Below are 19,020 nucleotides of genomic sequence, written 5' to 3' on the forward strand. Positions count from 1 at the left end.
GAAGCCTCTACGACCTGGCGTTTGTATTCGTTTGAATAGCGACGCCGGGGTCGCTCGGCCACCGGCACCGAATAAAGAGAAACATCCATAACGCATCAAAACCTAGTTGAATAAATGGACATCTATACTGCTAGAATTTCAAACAGAATTCTAGACGGCACTGGCCGGAGCATTACTTTATGTGAGCCATAAGGACAGCAATACACGTGATGCTATCGCATTAAAAACAGATCTTTGAATAGGGTGCGGATTTCAAAATGGCGTACAGAAATTTCCATTTCAAATAACAACGTAGCTGCTTATAATGCCTGGCGTTCCGAGTGTAAGGAAATTTCAGCTAAATATTATGATGGAAAATATCGTGTGGTAGATATACAGCGAGGATTTTTGCATCTTGTGCAAAGTGATGATTATCAGGTTGCACAGTAGATATATGCTGATTTTTAAGGGTCGCTTCAGAAAAGCCTTCCTGAAGAGTTAGTTCAGCAACGGTCAGATTGTAGAGGGACAACTATCCTGCCAGAGGTGGCCCGTTCCGCCAGATCATAGTGTACGCTCTGCCCCATCTTCATGACATTTCATAAAGCCATTCCACACCAGCACTACTGAATTTCTTAACGAGTGGATGGAGCAAGTTTATCAGTTCGCTTTGAAGTGTTTTCACCGTATGCGGGTTGCGATTGATTACTGGGCTGCCAATAATCACGGTTCGGTGAAGGTGAGGGCTAATGATTGGCGCGCCGACAATTCGCTTGGCCTTCAGCATAGGAGTAATCGGCATTACCGGCAGGATGGTATAGCCCACTCCGCGTTCAACGAGGTCGAGAATGACGTCAGTACTGTCTGATTCAGCCACCAAATTCAAGTTAACCCCAATGATGGTGCATGCACGGTCGATGACGTTGCGAAGACTTTGCGCTTCCGGGACCACCATGGGCCTCTTGGCAACTTCATCAAGGGTGATCGGATGGGATTGTGATAACCCGCAACCGGGCAGGCCGACAACGTAAATTGGTTCGCGAAAAACAGGTGACGTCAGGAGCATCTCGGATTGCAGGTAGTCGCCCATGAGGCAAATGTCCAGCTTGCCATCTTCAAGGCCATCTTGCAGGAAATCCGAAAAGCCTGCGGTGATTCGAACTTTCAAGTCTGGGTATTGCCGGCGCAGAGACGTAACCAGTGGTCCGGCCAAGACAGTAGCGAGGCCTGGCAACATGCCTATGGCAACAGAACCGGTTAGGTTCGCGGCCGCCGCACCGATGTCAGCCTTGGCCTTGTTAAGCAATTTTAATGAAATTCGGACTTGGTCAACGAAGCGGCGGCCAGGCGTTGTTAGAACCATTCCGAGGCGATTTCGCTCAAACAGAGGGGTACCCAGCTCATCTTCCAGTTGCTTCAATTGACGGGACAGCGCCGGTTGAACGATGTGAAGAAGCTCGGCTGCCTTGGTCAGACTACCTGTTTCCGCAATAGCCAGGATGGTCCGAAGTTGTCTTAAGTCCATCGTTGGTTCACCTCAATTGAGATCTATGCCGAATCGCTATAGCTATTAGAGAAAGATGTGAATTGTGTCACAAATGTACGTAAGCTACCATTCTAACACTGAAGACCAAGAGCATGAGCATTACAAACCATTCTTCGTTGACAGCACATTCAATAAAAATTCTCTAGCACCGTTATTAATAAGTGTAACGATGGATAGAGGACAAAATTTTCGGAGACAAAATGCTAACAAATTACAAATTGAGCCGCCGAGTGTTTTCGGTATTTCCGATGCTTATCGCTGCATCAGCGTTGTACTTTTCAAATAGTGCTTCTGCTGCGGATTGGCCAAAAGAGCAACCCATCAACATCATTGTGCCGTTCGCCCCTGGTGGATTTACGGACTTGATTGCACGTCGCCTGGCACTTGATCTGGGGAGGGCACTGAAGACGAGTGTGATCGTTCAGAATAAAGCTGGTGCAAGTGGACAAATTGGTAGCGCGGTGGTTGCTAGGGAGAAACCAGATGGATACACGTTGTTGGTTACGGCTACGCAGCACGTTATCTACCCGGCGTTGCAACCGAATCTTCCTTATGATCCAAAGAAAGATTTCTCAAATATAGCAATTTTGGCGCTTGCTCCAAACGTGCTGTTGGTGCCGGCCAATTCGCCTGTCAATAACGTAAAAGAATTTGTTGATTATGCGAATAAACAGCAAGGAGGCCTCGCCTTTGGTTCAAGTGGCGTTGGTGGATCTGCCCATTTGTCTGGTGAACAATTCAAACTCGTAACTGGTGCGAACCTTCGTCATATTCCCTATAAAGGCGCAGCACCTGCTGTAGCCGACCTGATTGGCGCACAGATTCCATCCGCATTCCTGGATGCGACATCTGCTTCAGCATTTATTCAAAATGGAAAGGCCAAGGCATTGGCGGTTACATCAAAGCAGCAATTGCCTTCATTGCCGAGCATTCCTACCATCGCTGAATCCGGATATCCCAGCTATGAATCCCAAGCTTGGGTAGGACTGTTTGGGCCACCCGGATTGCCTGCGGAAATAATTACCAAGCTCAACGACATCGCGCAACAGAGCAATGAGCAGGAGGAGAATATCAAATGGTTGTCTGACAACAACTCCATTTCCTTGAAGTTATCACCGAAGCAGGTAACAGAATTTATTAATTCAGAGCTCGATAAGTGGGAGCAGGTCGTGAACGACGCTCACGTCATTGCCCAATAATCTTTGGCTTATTGTTTATATGTACGTTAGAGAGTTCACGTTTGAGTAGTGTAAAAAATCAGGATTCATCCATGGAAGTAGATGACTTGCAATTGGAGCACTTTGGAATTGAAGTGCCATTCATGAACCATATTGGTCTCCAAAGTATCAGCCTGGAAGGGGATTGTTGCCATACTCATTTGCAATTGAAGCGCGATCTCGTCAACAGTCGAGGCGACATTCACGGGGGGGCATTGATGAGTGCACTGGACTTCACATTGAGCGTTGTGGCGCGAGCGCACGACTTACTCAATGTTGGAGCAGCAACGATTGATATGTCGACTCATTTTTATGAGCCTGCCAAATCGAACATAGACATTATTGCCACATGCAAACGGCGTGGCAAGAGTATTGCATTTTGCGAGGGTGAAGTCCAAGACGAAAACGGTGTGGTTTTGGCTGCTGCGCGTGCTGTCTTCAAACTGGTGCCGAGAACTCAGTGATAAGTTTTTCTTAGGCCCAGACGTGTAATCTTTAGTGGTAAGTAAAAGAATTATTAAGACAAGAAATCAGGAAATCAGGAAATCATGAAAAAAATTTTTGTGGCAAATCGTGGCGAAATTGCCGTTCGCATTCTTCGCGCAATACATGATCTAGGAATGCACAGTGTAGCGGCTTATTCGAGCGATGATTCGAACTCACGACATCGAATTTTGGCGGACACATCAATTGCATTGAATGGGGAAGGTCCCGCGGCATATATCGATATAGACGCCATTATCGCTGCCGCAAAAAAGGAAGGCTGCGATGCCATTCACCCCGGTTATGGTTTTCTGAGTGAACGACCGGATTTTGCTCAGGCATGTGCTACTGCAGGGATTACCTTTATTGGTCCCGAAGTCAAACAATTGGCCCTGTTTGGGGACAAGGGAAGCGCATTGAAGCTCGCAAGGGAGTGCGGAGTACCTGTGATGCCAGCCACTCATGGTGGAGCCACACTGGAGGAAATCGAGCAATTTTTCGACGAGCAGGGCGGCGTTGGTATTGTTATCAAGGCTGTTGGTGGTGGCGGAGGTCGTGGCATGCGTGTCGTAAAGTCCAAGGCTGAAATCCCTGAACTTTATGCTCGCTGTCGATCTGAGGCGATGTCCGCATTTGGGGTGAATGCCCTATATGCAGAACGCTTGGTAAACCGCGCGCGTCACATCGAGGTGCAAATTGTAGGTGATGGTTCACATGTCGTTGCGCTGGGTGAGCGGGATTGCACGTTGCAACGTCGCTTCCAAAAAGTGGTGGAAATTGCGCCTAGCCCTGTCCTCAAGGCTGAATTGCGTACAGAGATTCTTGCTGCAGCAAGCAAGCTTGCATCGAAGGTGAACTATCGTAGCCTTGGTACGTTTGAATTCCTCGTTGAAGAAGATGAAGATGGCGTACAAACGGATTTTGTTTTCATCGAGGCAAATCCTCGGCTTCAAGTCGAACATACGATCACCGAACAAGTTTTTGGGCTCGATCTGGTGGCGCTGCAAATCGGCATCGCACAAGGAAAGAGCCTTGAAGCTTTGGGCGTGAATCCTGTGAGTCCTCCGCAGATGAAGGGCTATGCTATTCAAGTGCGGGTTACGGCGGAGTCCATGGATGCCAATGGTTTGGCGCGACCGGCATACGGTCGTCTGGAACGCTTTGATCCACCTACGGGCCCTGATGTGCGAGTGGATACGCATGCCTATAGTGGTTATTGTCCCCCACCAGCTTTCGATACGCTTTTGGCCAAGATGATTGTTTCTAGCACTAGCGATGACTTTTCAAATGTCGTCAGGCGCTTGCGACGCAGTTTGGATGAGTTCAGGGTCGTGGGCGTTTCGACGAACATTTATTTACTGAAAGCGCTTGTCGATCGTGATGATTTCCTCCATCAAAAGAACCATACCCGTCATATCGAATCAATTCTTGAGGAGTTGGTGGTTACAGCATCTCAGATCGAGAATGAGCAAAATGCTAAGGATCAGCTCATTAACGCAACGTCTCGTACAGCCGCCTCGTCGCTTGTCGCGAAAAACGTCATACATGAAGTGCTTGATGAGGGGCTCGTTGCCTCTCGCGCGCCTTTGAGTGGACTCATTGTTGAAATCTCGGTTGAAATAGGCGATGTGGTTCTGAAAGGTCAACCCATTGCGGTCATCGAAGCGATGAAGATGGAGCACTCCGTTATCGCTGAATTTAACGGGCGAGTCATTGAAGTACGTGCAGATAAAGGTAATCAGACGGTTGATGGCGATATCCTGGTAGTGCTGGAGCAGGATTTGGATGGTACAGACGCAAAGGTCGCTGTTGAATCCATAGATTTGATGGCCATCCGCCCCGATTTGCAGGCAGTACTTGATCGCCATGCAATTCTGTATGATGACGCTCGCCCAGACGCGGTTGCTAAGCGGCGCGCGCGGGGGCAACGAACTGCCCGCGAAAACATAGCTGATCTGTGTGATGGCGGTTCCTTTGTTGAATACGGCGCATTGGTCATTGCCGCACAGGCCAGCCGTCGTACGAAGGAGGATCTGATAGTAAACACACCGGCTGACGGTATCGTTACGGGTATTGGTAATATCAACGGCGACATGTTCGGTTATGACCAGTCGTTAAGTGCCGTGATGGCCTATGACGCAACGGTTCTGGCGGGTACACAGGGCAAGCGAAATCACATCAAGACCGATCGTTTGGTTGAGCGTGCGCGCCGCGATGAAATGCCGTTCGTGCTGTTTGCAGAAGGCGGGGGGGGGCGTCCTGGAGATGTGGATTTCCCATTTGTGTCTGGGTTGTATCAGCCTTCATTTGCGGCGTTAGCCGAGCTCAGTGGTGAAGTTCCACTGTTAGGCATCGTGTCTGGCCGATGCTTTGCTGGCAATGCTGCATTTCTGGGCGTATGTGACGTCATCATTGCGGACAAGAATTCCAATATAGGAATGGCCGGTCCGGCAATGATTGAAGGCGGTGGTTTGGGAATATACAAGCCAGAAGAGATTGGCCCTGCGAGCGTGCAATTTGCGAACGGTGTCATCGACATTCTCGTAGAGAATGAGGCTGAAGCCGTTATAGTCGCGAAGCATTACCTTTCGATGTTTCAGGGCAGAGCGAAAGACTGGTCTGCGCCCAATCCATTAGAACTTCGACATGTGGTCCCCGAAAATCGCTTACGCGTCTACGACAGTCGCAAGGTCATTGAAGGGATCGCCGATGTGGGCAGCGTATTGATGCTACGTTCGGGATTCGGACTTGGCATGCATACAGCGCTTGCGCGCGTTGAAGGGCAGCCGGTGGGCATCATCGCCAATAACCCTCATCATCTGGGTGGTGCCATTGACGCTGATGCCGCAGACAAGGCGGCTCGGTTCATGAATTTTTGTGACGTGCATGGCCTGCCGATCATTTCGCTGATTGATACGCCAGGCTTCATGGTTGGCCCCGACGAAGAGGCGAAGGCTCAAGTGCGTCATGTATCCCGAATGTTCGTGACTGCAGCTAAATTGCGTGTCGCAATACTTGCAATTGCCCTGCGAAAAGGCTATGGCCTGGGTGCTATGGCAATGGCAGGCGGAGGATTTCGTTCTGCAAGTTGCTCGGTGTCTTGGCCAACAGGGGAGTTTGGTCCGATGGGGTTGGAAGGCTCGATTCGATTGGGCTTCAAAAAGGAACTCGATAACGTACCGGATGGACCAGAACGGAAAGCACTTTATGACCAGCTGGTGGCACGTGCATATGAACGTGGTCATGCCATAAACGTCGCGTCCACGACTGAAATTGATGCAGTCATCGACCCGGCTGAAACGCGGACATGGATTCGTCAAGGCATCGCTTCAGCGTCGTTACGCGCTAGTCGTCCCCGTCGCTCTTTTATTGATACATGGTAAGCACGGCAACACAAATAGAGGAAACAGACTGTGATTAAGCACGAACCTAACAGCCAGCTCGCTCTTGCTGGACTGCGCGTCTTGGAAATAGGTAATGGAGCTGCATTGGCTTATGCGGGAAAGCTCTTCGCTGACTTTGGTGCTGAGGTCATCAAGGTGGAGGATTCCGACGGAGACGAGCTTCGGACGGTTCCCCCGCTGCTGACGAGTTCAGGTCACGAATCGCAAAGTGCACTGAACGCCTGGCTCAATACAAATAAACGCAATGTCACATTGGATGGTAAACGTTTCAAGGAACACATATGGTTGTCGCGACTGGCAAAAACCTGTGACGTGGTTCTCGATGCCAGAGCGCTAAGTGAAGGCATCGAGGTTCTGAAGCACCCTGTTTATGGCGAAAGTAAAACAGCCAACAGCGAAAACGTCCCAATTGCGGTGTATTTGACCTGGTTTGGTGAAAGTGGTCCGTACAGCAAATTCGTGGGAACGGCCGCGGTTTGTCGCGCCTTGGCCGGTGCTGTTTACGGTAGCGGTGCGGTCGAAGGTCCACCCCATCTGCCGCATGACGTGCAAACGGGAATTGTTGCAGGAATTGGTGCTTTCTCAAGCGCGATTTCAGCTTTGCTGGGGGAGTCTGATGGAAGTCGCCGATATGTGCTCAGCATTCATGAAATTGCCTTCTCTGTTGTAGAGATGGAGGCCGGCATGGTGCAAGACGGGCGTCACCTCAAGGCCCGATTGGGCGTCAACCGGTTTTGCACGACGCACCCCGGCGGTATCTATAAAACCAAAGAAGGCTGGATTGGTATTTTCGCGCACACAGGTCCGCAGTGGGCTGCATTGTGTTCAGCGGTAGGATATCCAGAACATGCCCTGGACCCGCGATTCATGAGTGGGCCGACACGCATAAAGCATGCTGACGAAATTGACAAATTCTTGATTCCAGCATTGCTTACCAAGACTGCCAAGGAATGGTTTGAGGAACTGGGTAAGGCCAAATTCCCGGCTGTAGTCGTGCCGACAATGGATGAATTGCTTCAGCAGCAGGTTCATCGTGATCGGGGAGCATTTGTTCCTGTGAAGTCCGGGGCTAGCCAGTTTGAAGGTGTGATCGTTCCGTTTCCGCTTGGGGATGCAGGACCGTTGCCAGGCGGTGCTGCGCCGATCAAGGGGGCAGACAACCAGTTCTATCGCACCGACGAAGCGCTGGCTTCGAGAGTACACCGTATTCGTGCGAAAGTGGGTGTGCCGCCGCTACGGAAAATACGCGTGATTGATTTGACCATGGGGTGGGCGGGACCCTTGGCGGCGCGAACTCTTGCAGATTTTGGCGCCGAAGTCATCAAAGTCGAAGGGACTCAGTACCCTGACTGGTGGAGAGGAACTCATTACACCGAAGAGTTTTACAACGAGCGGCTGTACGAGAAAAATTCGAATTTTGCTTTGATGAACCGAAACAAGCTTGGCATTACCCTGGATTTGACTCGTCAGGAGGGGCGTGCAGTTTTACTCGATTTGGTTAAAACTGCCGATATCGTCATCGAAAACTATTCAACTGAGGTGCTTCCCAAGTTGGGCCTGGATTACGCTGCGTTGTCCAAGGTGAATGATCGGCTGGTGATGGTGTCCATGCCCGCGTTTGGCGGGGGCAACGAGTGGAGCACTACCCGGGCTTATGGCGGCACGCTTGAGCAGGCTAGCGGTTTACCGCATCACACCGGATTTCCGCAGAATCCGCCATCACTTACTTCCTATGCGTATGGCGATCCTATTGGTGGATGGAATGGTGGCGCGGCAGCCCTCCTATCGCTACTTGTACAAGCGCGTACAGGGAAAGGAAGACACGTCAATCTCTCGCAAGTTGAATGCATGCTTCCAATGGCCGCCCCATTCATCTTAGAGCAATCCGTTTGCGGGAAAACTACCCCGCGAAACGGTAACGTGCACCCCATCTTTTCTCCGCATGGTGTTTATCAATGTGCGGGCAATGATGAGTGGGTGGTTCTGAGCGTCAGTAACGAAACACAGTGGAAGACCTTGGTCAACGTGATTGATGCTCACCACCTCGGCACCGACTTGTCATTGAACCAGGTTGAGGGCCGCCGTTTGCAGCGGCAGCAGATAGATGTTCATATAAGCACATGGTGCAAACAAAGATCTGCAGACAGCGCGATGCGTGAACTGCAAATGGCCGGCATTGGTGCAGGCGTGGTAAAGCCAGTCTGGCGTGTTTTGGACGATCCACACTTTAACGATAGAGGCTTCTTCAAAAAGATCCCTCGTGCATATCTTGGTGAGTATCTGACTACGACACCTTGGTTCAGAGAGACAGTCGCACCAACCGAGGTCGTACGTCCGGCGCCTACGCTAGGTGAGCATAGCCGCGAAGTCTTCTCTTGGGTGCTTGGAATGACTCAGGAACAGCAGCAAGCACTTGAGGATTGCGGAATCACTGGGACCGCAGCAAGCAAGAAAATAACTTAGAGGTCGCGCAAAGCGTTTTTTATTCATTGATTTTTTTGGAGACATAACATGACTATGTTTAGCTCGCGTAGGAATTTTCTAGCCGCAGCCACAAGCGTTGCGGGAGCTTCCGCGTTTGGGTTGGGTTCTACCATTGCTTTTGCGCAGGACAAAAAGTGGCCAGCCAAGATGATTCGAATCATTGTTCCATTTCCGGCGGGATCCATTACCGATGCGATGGCTCGCCTGCTTGCCGATAATCTTTCCAAGTCTCTGGGGCAGTCGGTGATTGTGGAAAACAAAGGTGGCGCCAATGGTTCCATTGGTGCAACTTCAGTTGCTCGTTCGGCACCAGACGGTTATACCCTGTTGGCTACCAACAGCAGCAGCATTACCGGTAATCCCTTAATTTACAAAAATTCGCCGTACAAATCGACGGATTTTGCCCCGATCTCGCTGGTGCTGGATGCACCGTTCATCCTGAATGTAAATCCTGAGTGGGCAGAGAAGCATTCCATCAACTCGGTGAAGGACTTGGTTGCATTTGCCAAGAGCCATCCTTCTGAGCTTAGTTACGGGTCTGGCGGTGTAGGGAATCTCGCGCACTTGGCGTATGTTATGTTGAGCAATGACGGGGAGTTCAAGGCCTCGCATGTCCCGTACAAGGCAGCATCGCAGGCGAGTATGGCAGTAATGTCAGGCGAGGTGAATACTTCGTTCGACACGTTGGCCAGCGTTCCGCAAATTCGCTCTGGAAAGCTCAAGGCTCTTGCGGTAACTCCGAAGGAACGGATTCCCCAGATGCCCGATGTTCCTACGATGGCTGAAGCGGGCTTTCCGGATATTGATATGACGTTTTGGTTGGGTCTGTTGGCACCTGCCGGAACCCCACCGGACATCATTGAAAAGTTGTACGAGTACTCCAAGCAGGCTATGTCTGTGCCGGCAGCGAATACGTTACTGAGTGCGCAAGGAACCATTGTCATGACGAATCCGAAGGATTTCGCCGCGCGTATTGCGAGCGAGACCAAGCAGTTGGCTGAAGTCATCAAGAGAGAGAACATTATTCTCGATTAATGTGCGCTAATCTCAATCTGACTTAACAAACTGAAAACCAGATTCGGCCCGTAGCCTTAGGTCGCAAAAATTGGTTATTTGCTGGTTCGCAGCGCGCCGGTCGGCGTGCTGCCTCCGCCATGAGCCTCATCCAATCGGCAAAGATGAATGGGCATGATCCGTATGCCTATCTGAAGGACGTACTCACCCGTCTGCCGACACATCCGAATAACCGGATTGACGAGCTGCTACCGCACAATTGGGCGCCTGCAAACTAGCGCTTGAAATGATATTGGCCGCTTACGCGGCCAAATCAATGTGGGATGCCCGAACGCTTACCAAACAAAAGCCCTTACAGCAAATGAGGCGAACTACCTTATTGGCTTCAGGGACTTTGACGAGATTAGAAATAGATGCCTTAAGGCAGAAAAAGAAACATATCTCAGACTACTATCAAAAGAAGTTAAGTAAAACGCTTTTGAGAAAGTAATTTTTGCTGAATTTAATATGTACAGGTGTTCACAATACTAGTGTGTGCCAAAAAATGGCAAAAAGCCATACCATAGATTTTTAAAAAGTTTGTTATCCTTTTTTTGCCAACGATTCGTTGGTTTTTGAAAGGAAATAAAATGAAAATCCACATAATTTCGCTGTTTATGTTCAGCTTAATTTTCATAGAACTATGGGGGCTTTTTAGCTCACCAAATCAGAAAAAACTCGGTATATCACTAATTATCATGGTAATTGGTATTTTTACACTTCCAATTTTAAACTATAGCCTGTGATGCACTAAAACTGCATTAAACAACCTCATTCAGCTCACGCAACACTTCAGGGTGCCGGCCAGCGATCTTCAGTAGCGTTTGTGCAGCACCACTGGGGTTGCGTCTACCTTGCTCCCATTCTTGCAGGGTACGCACGGAAACCCCCATCAGTTTAGCGAAAGAGTCCTGGGAGAAGCCGGCATTAATACGGGTTTTTGCCATTTCGGTTACATTGACCTTGCTTGCCCTTGCAAACTGCCGGTTTTTCATTTCTCGCACGGATTGAAGAAGCTCATCTTCAAACTGTTTCATTTCTTTATCATTCATTTTGACACCTCATTTTTCAGGTTAAGCAAAAACTCGGTAGAAAGATTATCGAATTTCGCTTTTGTATATGCTATCAGCAAGGATATTTCACCGACAGAGAGCGTATTGAAATAGATGATTCGCACACCCCCTCGTTTACCAATACCTTGTTTGCCCCAGCGTACCTTACGCAAACCACCTGAACCTGGTATGACATCGCCCGCTTCGGGGTTACAGGCAATCCACTTGATAAACTCATGCCGCTCATCATCGGACCATATGTCAGCTATTGTTTTTATAAATATGGAAGTTTCGTAAACAGTGTAAATCATGGTTTTATTATACGTCAATGACGTATGTTTTTCAATTTTTTTAAGAGAACTCACCTGAAGGCCTGTCAACGGCACAACGCTTGCACATTGAGTATCTTTTCGCAAGCTCTAAAAATACGAGAATTTTACAATAAACCCACTCACACAAAACTTCGGGGCTTGCCTGGGCCTGACAGGTTCTCAAATGCCGAGGTCACTGCTTTCCCCTATAATCCAGATTTTTGGCTGTTCCAGTATTCGTGTTAAGAAAGACTCTTGATCTTGAAGGCGTTTATGGAATTCTTCCTTACTTAGAATAGTAGGGTTTATCGGGCGCCCAAGCAACTGGCTGGTTTCTTCCAATAAAGAAAAAAGTGTGCCGTAGCTGATTTCGTTGCTGATTAGCATTAAGTCAATATCACTGTTGGCGGTATCAGTTTTTTTGGCAACAGAACCATAAACAAAGGCAGCGATTATTTGAGCAGCCAAGGGTTGAAGGGCATTACGAAGTGGGTCAGCCAAGCCAATGGTTTTTTGAACGATTGAACATAGTTCTTCAAAGATGGGGGAGTCATGGTTCGCTTGGTAGTGTTTTTGATTGCCAACCATTTTTACCGTAATCAGGCCACTATTTGCCAATGAGGCTAATTCTCGTTGAACGGCACCTGAACCGCTGGAAGCCAAATTGATTAATTCGTTAGAGTAAAAGCTACGATTGGGTTGACCAAATAAAACCCCCAGTACCCTTTGTTTGGTACCGGAGAATAGATCGTCGGAAAAGCTCGTATGCGATGATTGTGAATTAATTTTCAAACCCATATTGGGTATGATTGGCAAGAAGTAATTGTACGTTACGGCTTAAAGGGTAATACTTCGCCCATTGTAGTCTTGAATTTCCTCGTAGAAAAACGACAATAGGTTCCAAACGTCCGTATATTATGAATTACATACTGCAGTAAAAAACTATAGCAGTGTCTGAATTACTTGACCGCTATAGTCTTCATAGATAAGATTATGAAAATTTATAATCTCCCATACTCCACCAGTACCAATGTGTATAGCCATACCAAGGAAAACCTAGGAGACTGGATTGAAGAAACCATTGAAATTCGAGGAAATTACTCGTAGTACGACCACCTTAGTCAAGCAGGTTTAAAATATGATTACAAGACAACCTCTTGCAGGGGTGCGAGTTCACCTGTCAGGCTCTGCCCTCGATGGCCGACATGAAGAAATATGTGTCTTTGTAAAGACGCTTGCCTTGAGAATATTTAGCGAGGGGGGCTCAGTGATTCATGGAAGTCACCCATCCTTGTCTAAACCATTAGAGGATGCTGCGAGAACATTTCTTCAAGCGGGAGGCGAGCTAGGTGCCTTAACGTTGGTTCGTGCTCAAAAATTTGCCGAAACAGATGAGCAAATCGCAGAAGTAGAAAATCAACGCCAGTTCGCAGCAGTGCAAATAGTGCCGGCAGAACCTGATGGGGGAAACAATGGTGATTTAACCCCGATGCGAGATTGGATGGCCGAGCGATCGGATGCAGTTATCTGTGTTGGAGGTAAATGGTGGGACATAAACAAAGTGAAATCAGGAGTCCCCACTGAACTTGATGTGATGCTGGAACGCGGAAAGCCGGGGTTCATTGTTGGGGGGTTTGGGGGAGCAATAGCGGGTTATCTAAAGGATAACCCGAGCTTGCTCTCAAGATTGCAAAATGGATTATCTGAAAATGCGAACCGAGAAATTGCAAATGATACATCTGTTGAGCGCATTGTAGACGCCATAGTCAATCAGCTAAAACTTCTACCGCTCGTGCTACGCAGTGTTTCGCGAGGAAGAAATTTCCGAATTCTTGCTCTTGATGGAGGGGGATTGCGAGGTACGTTCACTGCCGCCGTTTTGGCAAAATGGGATGACATGCTCAAAAGCGGTGGCGGAAACAATTTAATATCGCATTTTGATTTGGTGGCTGGCACATCGACAGGTGCGATACTCGCCATTGGACTCTCTCTTGGAATAGCTCCACGTGATATATTGGAATTCTATCAAACACAAGGGCCATTGATTTTTCCTAAAGATAGAAAACTTCGGCATTGGCTGAAATCCAAGCACGAGTCGTCCACCCTCCGAGATTTGCTATACAAAGTGTACGGTGACAGAAAAATAACGGAATCATCCTGCTGTAGGCTTGTTATTCCTACAGTAAGAGCAAAACATGGGCAAGCTGAAGCTATTGTCACAGCCCATAGTCCAGATAGGACAGCATTTCGCGATATTTCAGCAGTTGAAGCTGCTCTTGCATCTTCAGCTGCCCCTACATATTTTGATGAGTCCATATGGGATGGCCCAGTTGCACCTGAATCTTTTCTCGACGGAGGGGTTTGGGCGAATAATCCAATTCTCCCCGCACTGGCAGAAGCCGTTCGTTATCTAAAGATACCACTAGATCGAATAGACGTATTAAGTGTCGGCACCATGAGTAGTGAAAGCGATTTCACCGAGTCACTTGGGAAGGGCAAGGCTGGTTGGGCCCCCAATAGTGCTGATCTCTTCTTTGCTGCCCAAGAGCATGGGGCATTAGTGTTGGCCGAAGGATTTTTAGGCCCAACTCGCCATCTTCGGATTAATCAGCAAACTCCAGTTGAAATTAAGCTTGATGATGCGGAAGCTATTGAAGAAATGGCTGCGCGAGGGAATGAAATAGGCAAAGACTCTTTTGTTCACGTTCGTTCTAGATTCTTGGATGGGCTGTTGGCTCCAGAGTGGGAAAAATATTAGCTTCACGAACATGAAATACGGACGCTCATATCGTGAAATTTTTTAATCAGCTCATCGGATTTAAGAAAATAAGGTGAATATGTCTTTCTTATATCAACTTGCAATACTTGGAAAGCCAAGTCCCGCCCAAATTTCTGATCTTGAGAGTATCGTGGATCACGCCGTAAGCATGTTCAATCTTCGGCTTGGGCATGAAGTTGAATGGAATATCTGCCCCGAATCATTCGAGCCGCAGCAACAAAGATCAGCTGCCGCCGTTTTCTTCGGCGGTGAGAGCGCACCCCTTGCCAATATTACAAAGCTGTTAGAGCGAGGCATTCCGTTGCTTCCGGTGGCGTCGGATGTTGCTAGAGTCAATGTAGAAATCCCTGCAATGTTGCAGCCGCTCAACTGCCTACCGTATTCAGCAGGTGGCGCACAACGCGTTGCAACTGCATTGCTGGAATGCGCAGGATTATTGCCTCGGCAGCGTCGGGTATTCTTAAGTTATCGCCGAGGTGAAGCGCGGGAGGCAGCTTTGCAATTGTTTGACGCTCTTTCTGCAAGGCTTTTCGATGTATTCTTGGATACACACGGCATTCCTCCTGCGGAGGATTTCCAGACAATGCTGTGGCATCGTCTTTGCGATTCCGATGTTCTCTTGATGCTTGATACACCAGGATACTTTGAAAGTCGATGGACTAGCGCAGAGTTCGGGCGGGCTCTTGCAAAAGGCATCAGCGTTTTGCGGGTAGGCTGGCCAGACGCTACTCCTTCTACCCGTACGGCAACAGCTAGTCGAGCGGAGTTGTTACCCGAAGAAGTTGATCCGGCGACTGGACAAATCTCTGAAGAAGCTGTGGAACGCATCTGTCTGCAACTTGAGGAAGTGCGTAGCCAAAGCCATGCAGTTCGCTCGGTCAATCTCGTAAGTAATATAAGGAATGCGATCGAAACTATCGGTGGTCAGGTTATCGGCGTAGGGGCCAACAAGGCCGTTCATATCCAATTGCCTGATGGCCAAAACGTAGTCGTTTACCCGACGGTTGGCGTTCCTACATCGACAACGCTGCACGATGCGTCCAGCAATTCACCCGACCAATCAGTGGCGGTTGTTTACGATCACGTCGGTCTGCATCCTCGCTGGCTGGGACATTTGGATTGGTTAGGGCAACACATTCACTCCGCACGATGGGTCAAGGCCAGTGAGGCTGGTTGGCAGTTTGCGGATTGGGAGATCTAAGCATGAGCGCCATTTTTCTCTCCGCAAGCGTGCCGCTTGTTAGTCGAGGCACATATCACGAAACAGCCAACCCATTTCTCATTCAATGCGCAGTTCGGGAGCTGATCATGGCGGTTATTCGTCAGCACAAGATTGTGTGGGGCGGACATCCAGCTATTACGCCTATGATCTGGAGCATTTGCGAAGACTTGGGTGTGGATTACGCTCAATCCGTAGTGCTGTATCAGAGTAAATTTTTTCAGGATCGTTATCCAGAAGAAAACAAGCTCTTTAAAAATGTTGTCTTCACCGAAGCAGTACCTAATGATAGGGATGCAAGCTTGTTACTCATGCGCGAAAAAATGCTTTCTCGTGAGGACTTGGTTGCAGCTGTCTTTATTGGTGGCATGGAAGGGGTTGAAGTCGAGCATGAAATTTTTAGACGATTCCATCCGGCGTCTAAAGTGCTGCCGGTGCCCGCGCCAGGAGGTGCCGCCCTAAATCTCGCCAAGGAGCACAGTTATCTCCCTGATGAAAAACTTGCGGACGTGGACTTCGCGCGTCTTTTTCATCTTCATTTGACTGAAACTACAGGCGGCTAGCCACTCGCTAAAAGAAAAAGCGTTTCGTTAGAATAACGATCCAGTGCTCATGGGATGCGCATACAATTCAGAGATTTGCGCTTGAAACTGTGTCTGTCCACCATAGCTCGGATGCCTCACGCAGATGACGGGCACGTTATCTGTGATTCGATGGGCGGCTGCGGTAGCATCGTTGCCGATGGCAACGATGCGAGAGGGACGGAGCAGGATAATAAGCTGCTGCAGCAGTTCTTCACCGGCTCGCCTTTCACGGGCATTGTGTTGCCGGTTGGTAAATGGGTCTCCTGATTCATGAGGATGAAGTGGGAAAACATTCCATAGAAAGATGCGAGCATCAATGTGCTCCAACATTCCCCATATGACAGCAGCAGTTCTTTCGGCTACAGCACTGCCGATTGTCGGCAGCTCTGGGCCCAAATCCACATTCCAGCGCTTGGCATGTTGATGCATGTGAACATCGTCAGTCAGGGCTAGCCCGGTACGACGGCCTCCGCGATACCCTAAGTCTCGACCAATCCAAATTGCATCGACAGGCTCCTCTGTAGCGCAATGCAATAGTGCGGAAAGTGCGGCGGCTCGGCGGCGCGGCGCATCTCGACGATCATGAACTTCACAGCGATCAGAATACGGATTGAAGCAATTCTCGAATTGCAGCGAAGAGACGGCTTTAACAAAAGGGTGAAGTTTCATTTTTCAGACTCAAGGGGCATATATTGCAAAGTGCGTTTTTCTCGGTTCCCAATAATCCAGCCGCCTTGGTTCTTCTTGATTTCCCGAAACACAGCGTATCCATCCAAAATCGCTCTTTCCCAGAGCTTTAGTGGACACTTTTCAACTTCGTAGCCGCTTACAAAATCATTAATAGTTTTAAGAATTCCGAGAGAAACTTTTTCTTGTTTCTCGAAGAAGTTCAACTCTTTAGCCCTGGAGAAAATCCAAGCCGTAAGCCCTTCCTCAACGACGATTGCCCGACCACTATCCTGTTCTTCATCATATTTGGACTGACTCTTTCGCTTATGTTTAATCAGTGCCCGTATAACGGGCGACCAATGCAATATGGCCGCATATGAAAAATGGAACACGTCATGGAACCGATATCCATCTCGATCCGCGATGTTGTCAGTCAGGGGATCTCCTATGAACACACCATTCCATTGAAGATAGCTTCTTCCGCTGCGACGCTGATTCACTCGGATCTTGAATTCCCTCGGAAGCTGCTCTTCACTTCCAAATTCGCTATCGAAATCAAGACCAACAAGATCGGCCGGCAGTGGTTCTAAGAAAGCCCCCCTGGCTTTCTGAAGGTTTCCTCGCGCCACGTTCGAAAATGTCAACTTTGACGCATGGATGGCGTCGAGATAGGCTCGCGCAAATTTTACTATGTCATCGCGCGTAGGAGGACCACCTAGCAAAGCTGCGGCGGCTTGACCCAAGCATACCAAGGCAACGTCCAACGGCGCTGACTCTGCCACGGGCATGGCGATGTAGGCCAACGCGCCATTTTCGATGTCGCTTGCTGCACCTACATTCTTAAAATTTCCGTGATTCGCGGCTTCGGCAAACACTTCTTCAAGAGGTACTTGCATTCGTCGGCAGATTGCTGCCAAGTACCAAAGGGTATCACCAAACTCTTCTTCCGCTGCCTTTCTGAAGCCTGGGTAAGCAGATTTTTCACGAACATGCTTTTTGGCGGTAGTCATTATTCCGCCGACTTCCCCATAGAGCCCTTGAAGGACAGGATTGAAATCGGTTGGGCTAAGTACATCCGTAGCCTTAATTTCCGAAGCGTAATCTGAAAGCAGCAGAGAACCTTCCTTGTGCATCGCTCACCTCCGAAGTGTTAGCCATTCAAATGGGGCACCCTGATATCCCTTCCCAAGGCTGCGAACCCATTTTTCCAAATTCTTGGTCAGTTCTGGATCTTTGAAAACATTCCAACCTCTACCTGTTTTGCATAGGCTTCGGCCGTTTTGGTCTTTTAGTTCGTCTGGGAACTCAGGACCCTCACCTCCGAAGTACACAAAGTCATTGCTGATAAGGACCCTATTTACGGCCGTGTCACGACTAACATGCTCTGGGTTCAGCGCCCCACTGGGGAGAGAGTGAAAGGAATCACGCTGCTGCCAAGCAGCGTCTGGTGCTGTTTGGAAGTAAATATTGTCCCCACAGCTGTGCTTCCGACTACCATTGCGATACGGTTTTTTTGGTTCAAATCGCGGATCTGCATCATATTCATCAAATCTCATTACTTCCGTGATCCGCATTGCATAGACTAGAAATCCGCCTCGTTTAATGCTCCTATCGTTGCTGCCACTACCGACTACCCAATCACCAATGACGGCACTATTGCGTATTGGCGGCTTACAGGTCGCCAGTGTGCAATATCCATAAAATGGATTTGGTGCGAAGCCACTGTCGTATCGCACCACGTAAGAGTGGATACGTGTCATTTGCATGGATGCCTTGTCAGTAGAACTGGATCACAGGCGCCACCATCGGGTTTTTCCCATGTATCTTTTCCGTTGATGGCATCAATGATTGAGTCGCCATTCCAGCCAACCAAGGCATCGGCATACTCTCTCAGTGCCTCGGGAATTTCGCATTCCTTCTCACCATGCTCCCAGACTCCAACAATACGCTTGCCTTGCTTGGCTGCATATTCAATTTCCCAGTTCACCCAGTCGCTATCCTTCGTCTGGGGTGAGACGTAGCAAATAAATACGCCTGCCCAGTTTATTGCTGGGGCCAAGATCTGCGTCTTGATGTAGTGCTCATCTGTGGCTTTATTAAACTTTCCTGTGTGGATGGAGGAGTCCCTGACATCCAGCCCTTTCGGAGCCAGTAAATCTTTGAACTTTTGTAGTCCATGATCGTCTTTATGGACATGACTAATAAAGACGTTCCTTTTCTCTGCCATCAGTTACCTCCAT

At 48.8% G+C, this 19,020-nt stretch carries 16 protein-coding genes and 1 pseudogene; 9 read left to right on the forward strand and 8 right to left on the reverse strand.

All coding sequences use genetic code 11. From position 1 onward, the window contains the following. Window positions 1-568 precede the first annotated feature (568 nt). Complete coding sequence (locus tag JHL22_RS10835; protein WP_200237183.1) at window positions 569-1,504, reverse strand: LysR family transcriptional regulator; 936 nt, start codon at window positions 1,502-1,504, stop codon at window positions 569-571. A 221-nt stretch (window positions 1,505-1,725) separates the two neighbouring features. On the opposite strand from JHL22_RS10835, the gene JHL22_RS10840 reads away from it, so the two are divergent. From JHL22_RS10840 to JHL22_RS10865, 6 genes and pseudogenes are all read left to right on the forward strand, one after another. Beyond that, window positions 1,726-2,724 (forward strand): Bug family tripartite tricarboxylate transporter substrate binding protein, encoded by a 999-nt coding sequence (locus JHL22_RS10840; RefSeq protein ID WP_200237186.1) that lies wholly within the window; start codon window positions 1,726-1,728, stop codon window positions 2,722-2,724. Between the two features lie 71 nt (window positions 2,725-2,795). After that, window positions 2,796-3,206 (forward strand): PaaI family thioesterase, encoded by a 411-nt coding sequence (locus JHL22_RS10845; RefSeq protein ID WP_200237189.1) that lies wholly within the window; start codon window positions 2,796-2,798, stop codon window positions 3,204-3,206. Between the two features lie 84 nt (window positions 3,207-3,290). Next, window positions 3,291-6,608 carry an acetyl-CoA carboxylase family protein gene (locus tag JHL22_RS10850; RefSeq protein ID WP_200237191.1) on the forward strand — a complete coding sequence of 1,106 codons (3,318 nt, stop codon included), beginning with the start codon at window positions 3,291-3,293 and terminating at the stop codon, window positions 6,606-6,608. Window positions 6,609-6,638: 30 nt separating this feature from the next. Further along, window positions 6,639-9,092, forward strand: coding sequence for a CaiB/BaiF CoA-transferase family protein (locus tag JHL22_RS10855; protein ID WP_200237193.1), 2,454 nt, complete (start codon window positions 6,639-6,641; stop codon window positions 9,090-9,092). 48 nt (window positions 9,093-9,140) lie between these two features. Beyond that, window positions 9,141-10,148: a Bug family tripartite tricarboxylate transporter substrate binding protein gene (locus tag JHL22_RS10860; RefSeq protein WP_200237196.1), complete on the forward strand. Its 1,008-nt coding sequence runs from the start codon at window positions 9,141-9,143 to the stop codon at window positions 10,146-10,148. A gap of 32 nt (window positions 10,149-10,180) precedes the next feature. Next, a pseudogene (locus JHL22_RS10865) lies at window positions 10,181-10,405 on the forward strand (transposase domain-containing protein); the annotation flags it as partial. A gap of 522 nt (window positions 10,406-10,927) precedes the next feature. Here the strand turns inward: JHL22_RS10865 and JHL22_RS10870 are convergent. From JHL22_RS10870 to JHL22_RS10880, 3 genes are all read right to left on the reverse strand, one after another. Then, window positions 10,928-11,218: a helix-turn-helix domain-containing protein gene (locus JHL22_RS10870; RefSeq protein WP_200237199.1), complete on the reverse strand. Its 291-nt coding sequence runs from the start codon at window positions 11,216-11,218 to the stop codon at window positions 10,928-10,930. Further along, a complete protein-coding gene (locus JHL22_RS10875) occupies window positions 11,215-11,634 on the reverse strand; it encodes a transcriptional regulator (protein WP_329610665.1) in 420 nt (139 codons plus the stop codon). Before JHL22_RS10875 ends, JHL22_RS10870 begins: the two co-directional genes overlap by 4 nt. Before the next feature lie 75 nt (window positions 11,635-11,709). Next, complete coding sequence (locus JHL22_RS10880; RefSeq protein ID WP_200237201.1) at window positions 11,710-12,327, reverse strand: nucleotidyltransferase domain-containing protein; 618 nt, start codon at window positions 12,325-12,327, stop codon at window positions 11,710-11,712. Window positions 12,328-12,667: 340 nt separating this feature from the next. Here JHL22_RS10880 and JHL22_RS10885 point away from each other — a divergent pair, with 340 nt between their 5' ends. The 3 genes from JHL22_RS10885 (at window position 12,668) to thcA (ending at window position 16,090) form a co-directional block, all read left to right on the forward strand. Beyond that, window positions 12,668-14,287 carry a CBASS cGAMP-activated phospholipase gene (locus tag JHL22_RS10885; protein WP_200237203.1) on the forward strand — a complete coding sequence of 540 codons (1,620 nt, stop codon included), beginning with the start codon at window positions 12,668-12,670 and terminating at the stop codon, window positions 14,285-14,287. Between the two features lie 79 nt (window positions 14,288-14,366). Then, window positions 14,367-15,509, forward strand: a complete 1,143-nt coding sequence (gene thcB4, locus JHL22_RS10890) for a Thoeris type III anti-phage system protein ThcB4 (RefSeq protein ID WP_200237206.1) — start codon at window positions 14,367-14,369, stop codon at window positions 15,507-15,509. A 2-nt stretch (window positions 15,510-15,511) separates the two neighbouring features. Continuing rightward, on the forward strand, window positions 15,512-16,090 hold the full coding sequence (gene thcA / locus JHL22_RS10895; RefSeq protein ID WP_200237209.1) for a Thoeris type III anti-phage system protein ThcA: 579 nt from the start codon (window positions 15,512-15,514) through the stop codon (window positions 16,088-16,090). A 27-nt stretch (window positions 16,091-16,117) separates the two neighbouring features. Here the strand turns inward: thcA and JHL22_RS10900 are convergent, their stop codons facing one another. The 4 genes from JHL22_RS10900 to JHL22_RS10915 are packed head-to-tail and all read right to left on the reverse strand — an operon-like array spanning window position 16,118 to window position 19,007. Further along, on the reverse strand, window positions 16,118-16,780 hold the full coding sequence (locus JHL22_RS10900) for a uracil-DNA glycosylase (protein WP_200237212.1): 663 nt from the start codon (window positions 16,778-16,780) through the stop codon (window positions 16,118-16,120). Next, on the reverse strand, window positions 16,777-17,913 hold the full coding sequence (locus JHL22_RS10905; protein WP_200237215.1) for a nucleoside triphosphate pyrophosphohydrolase family protein: 1,137 nt from the start codon (window positions 17,911-17,913) through the stop codon (window positions 16,777-16,779). Before JHL22_RS10905 ends, JHL22_RS10900 begins: the two co-directional genes overlap by 4 nt. Window positions 17,914-17,916: 3 nt before the next feature. Continuing rightward, the gene (locus JHL22_RS10910) at window positions 17,917-18,546 is read right to left on the reverse strand and encodes an Nmad2 family putative nucleotide modification protein (RefSeq protein WP_329610666.1); all 630 of its coding nucleotides are present in this window, start codon (window positions 18,544-18,546) and stop codon (window positions 17,917-17,919) included. Next, a complete protein-coding gene (locus JHL22_RS10915; protein ID WP_200237218.1) occupies window positions 18,537-19,007 on the reverse strand; it encodes a TIR domain-containing protein in 471 nt (156 codons plus the stop codon). The genes JHL22_RS10910 and JHL22_RS10915 overlap by 10 nt, the downstream gene beginning before the upstream one ends. Between the last annotated feature and the right edge of the window lie 13 nt (window positions 19,008-19,020).

This window comes from Advenella mandrilli, from assembly GCF_016595155.1.
In the GTDB taxonomy this organism is placed as follows: domain Bacteria; phylum Pseudomonadota; class Gammaproteobacteria; order Burkholderiales; family Burkholderiaceae_B; genus Advenella; species Advenella mandrilli.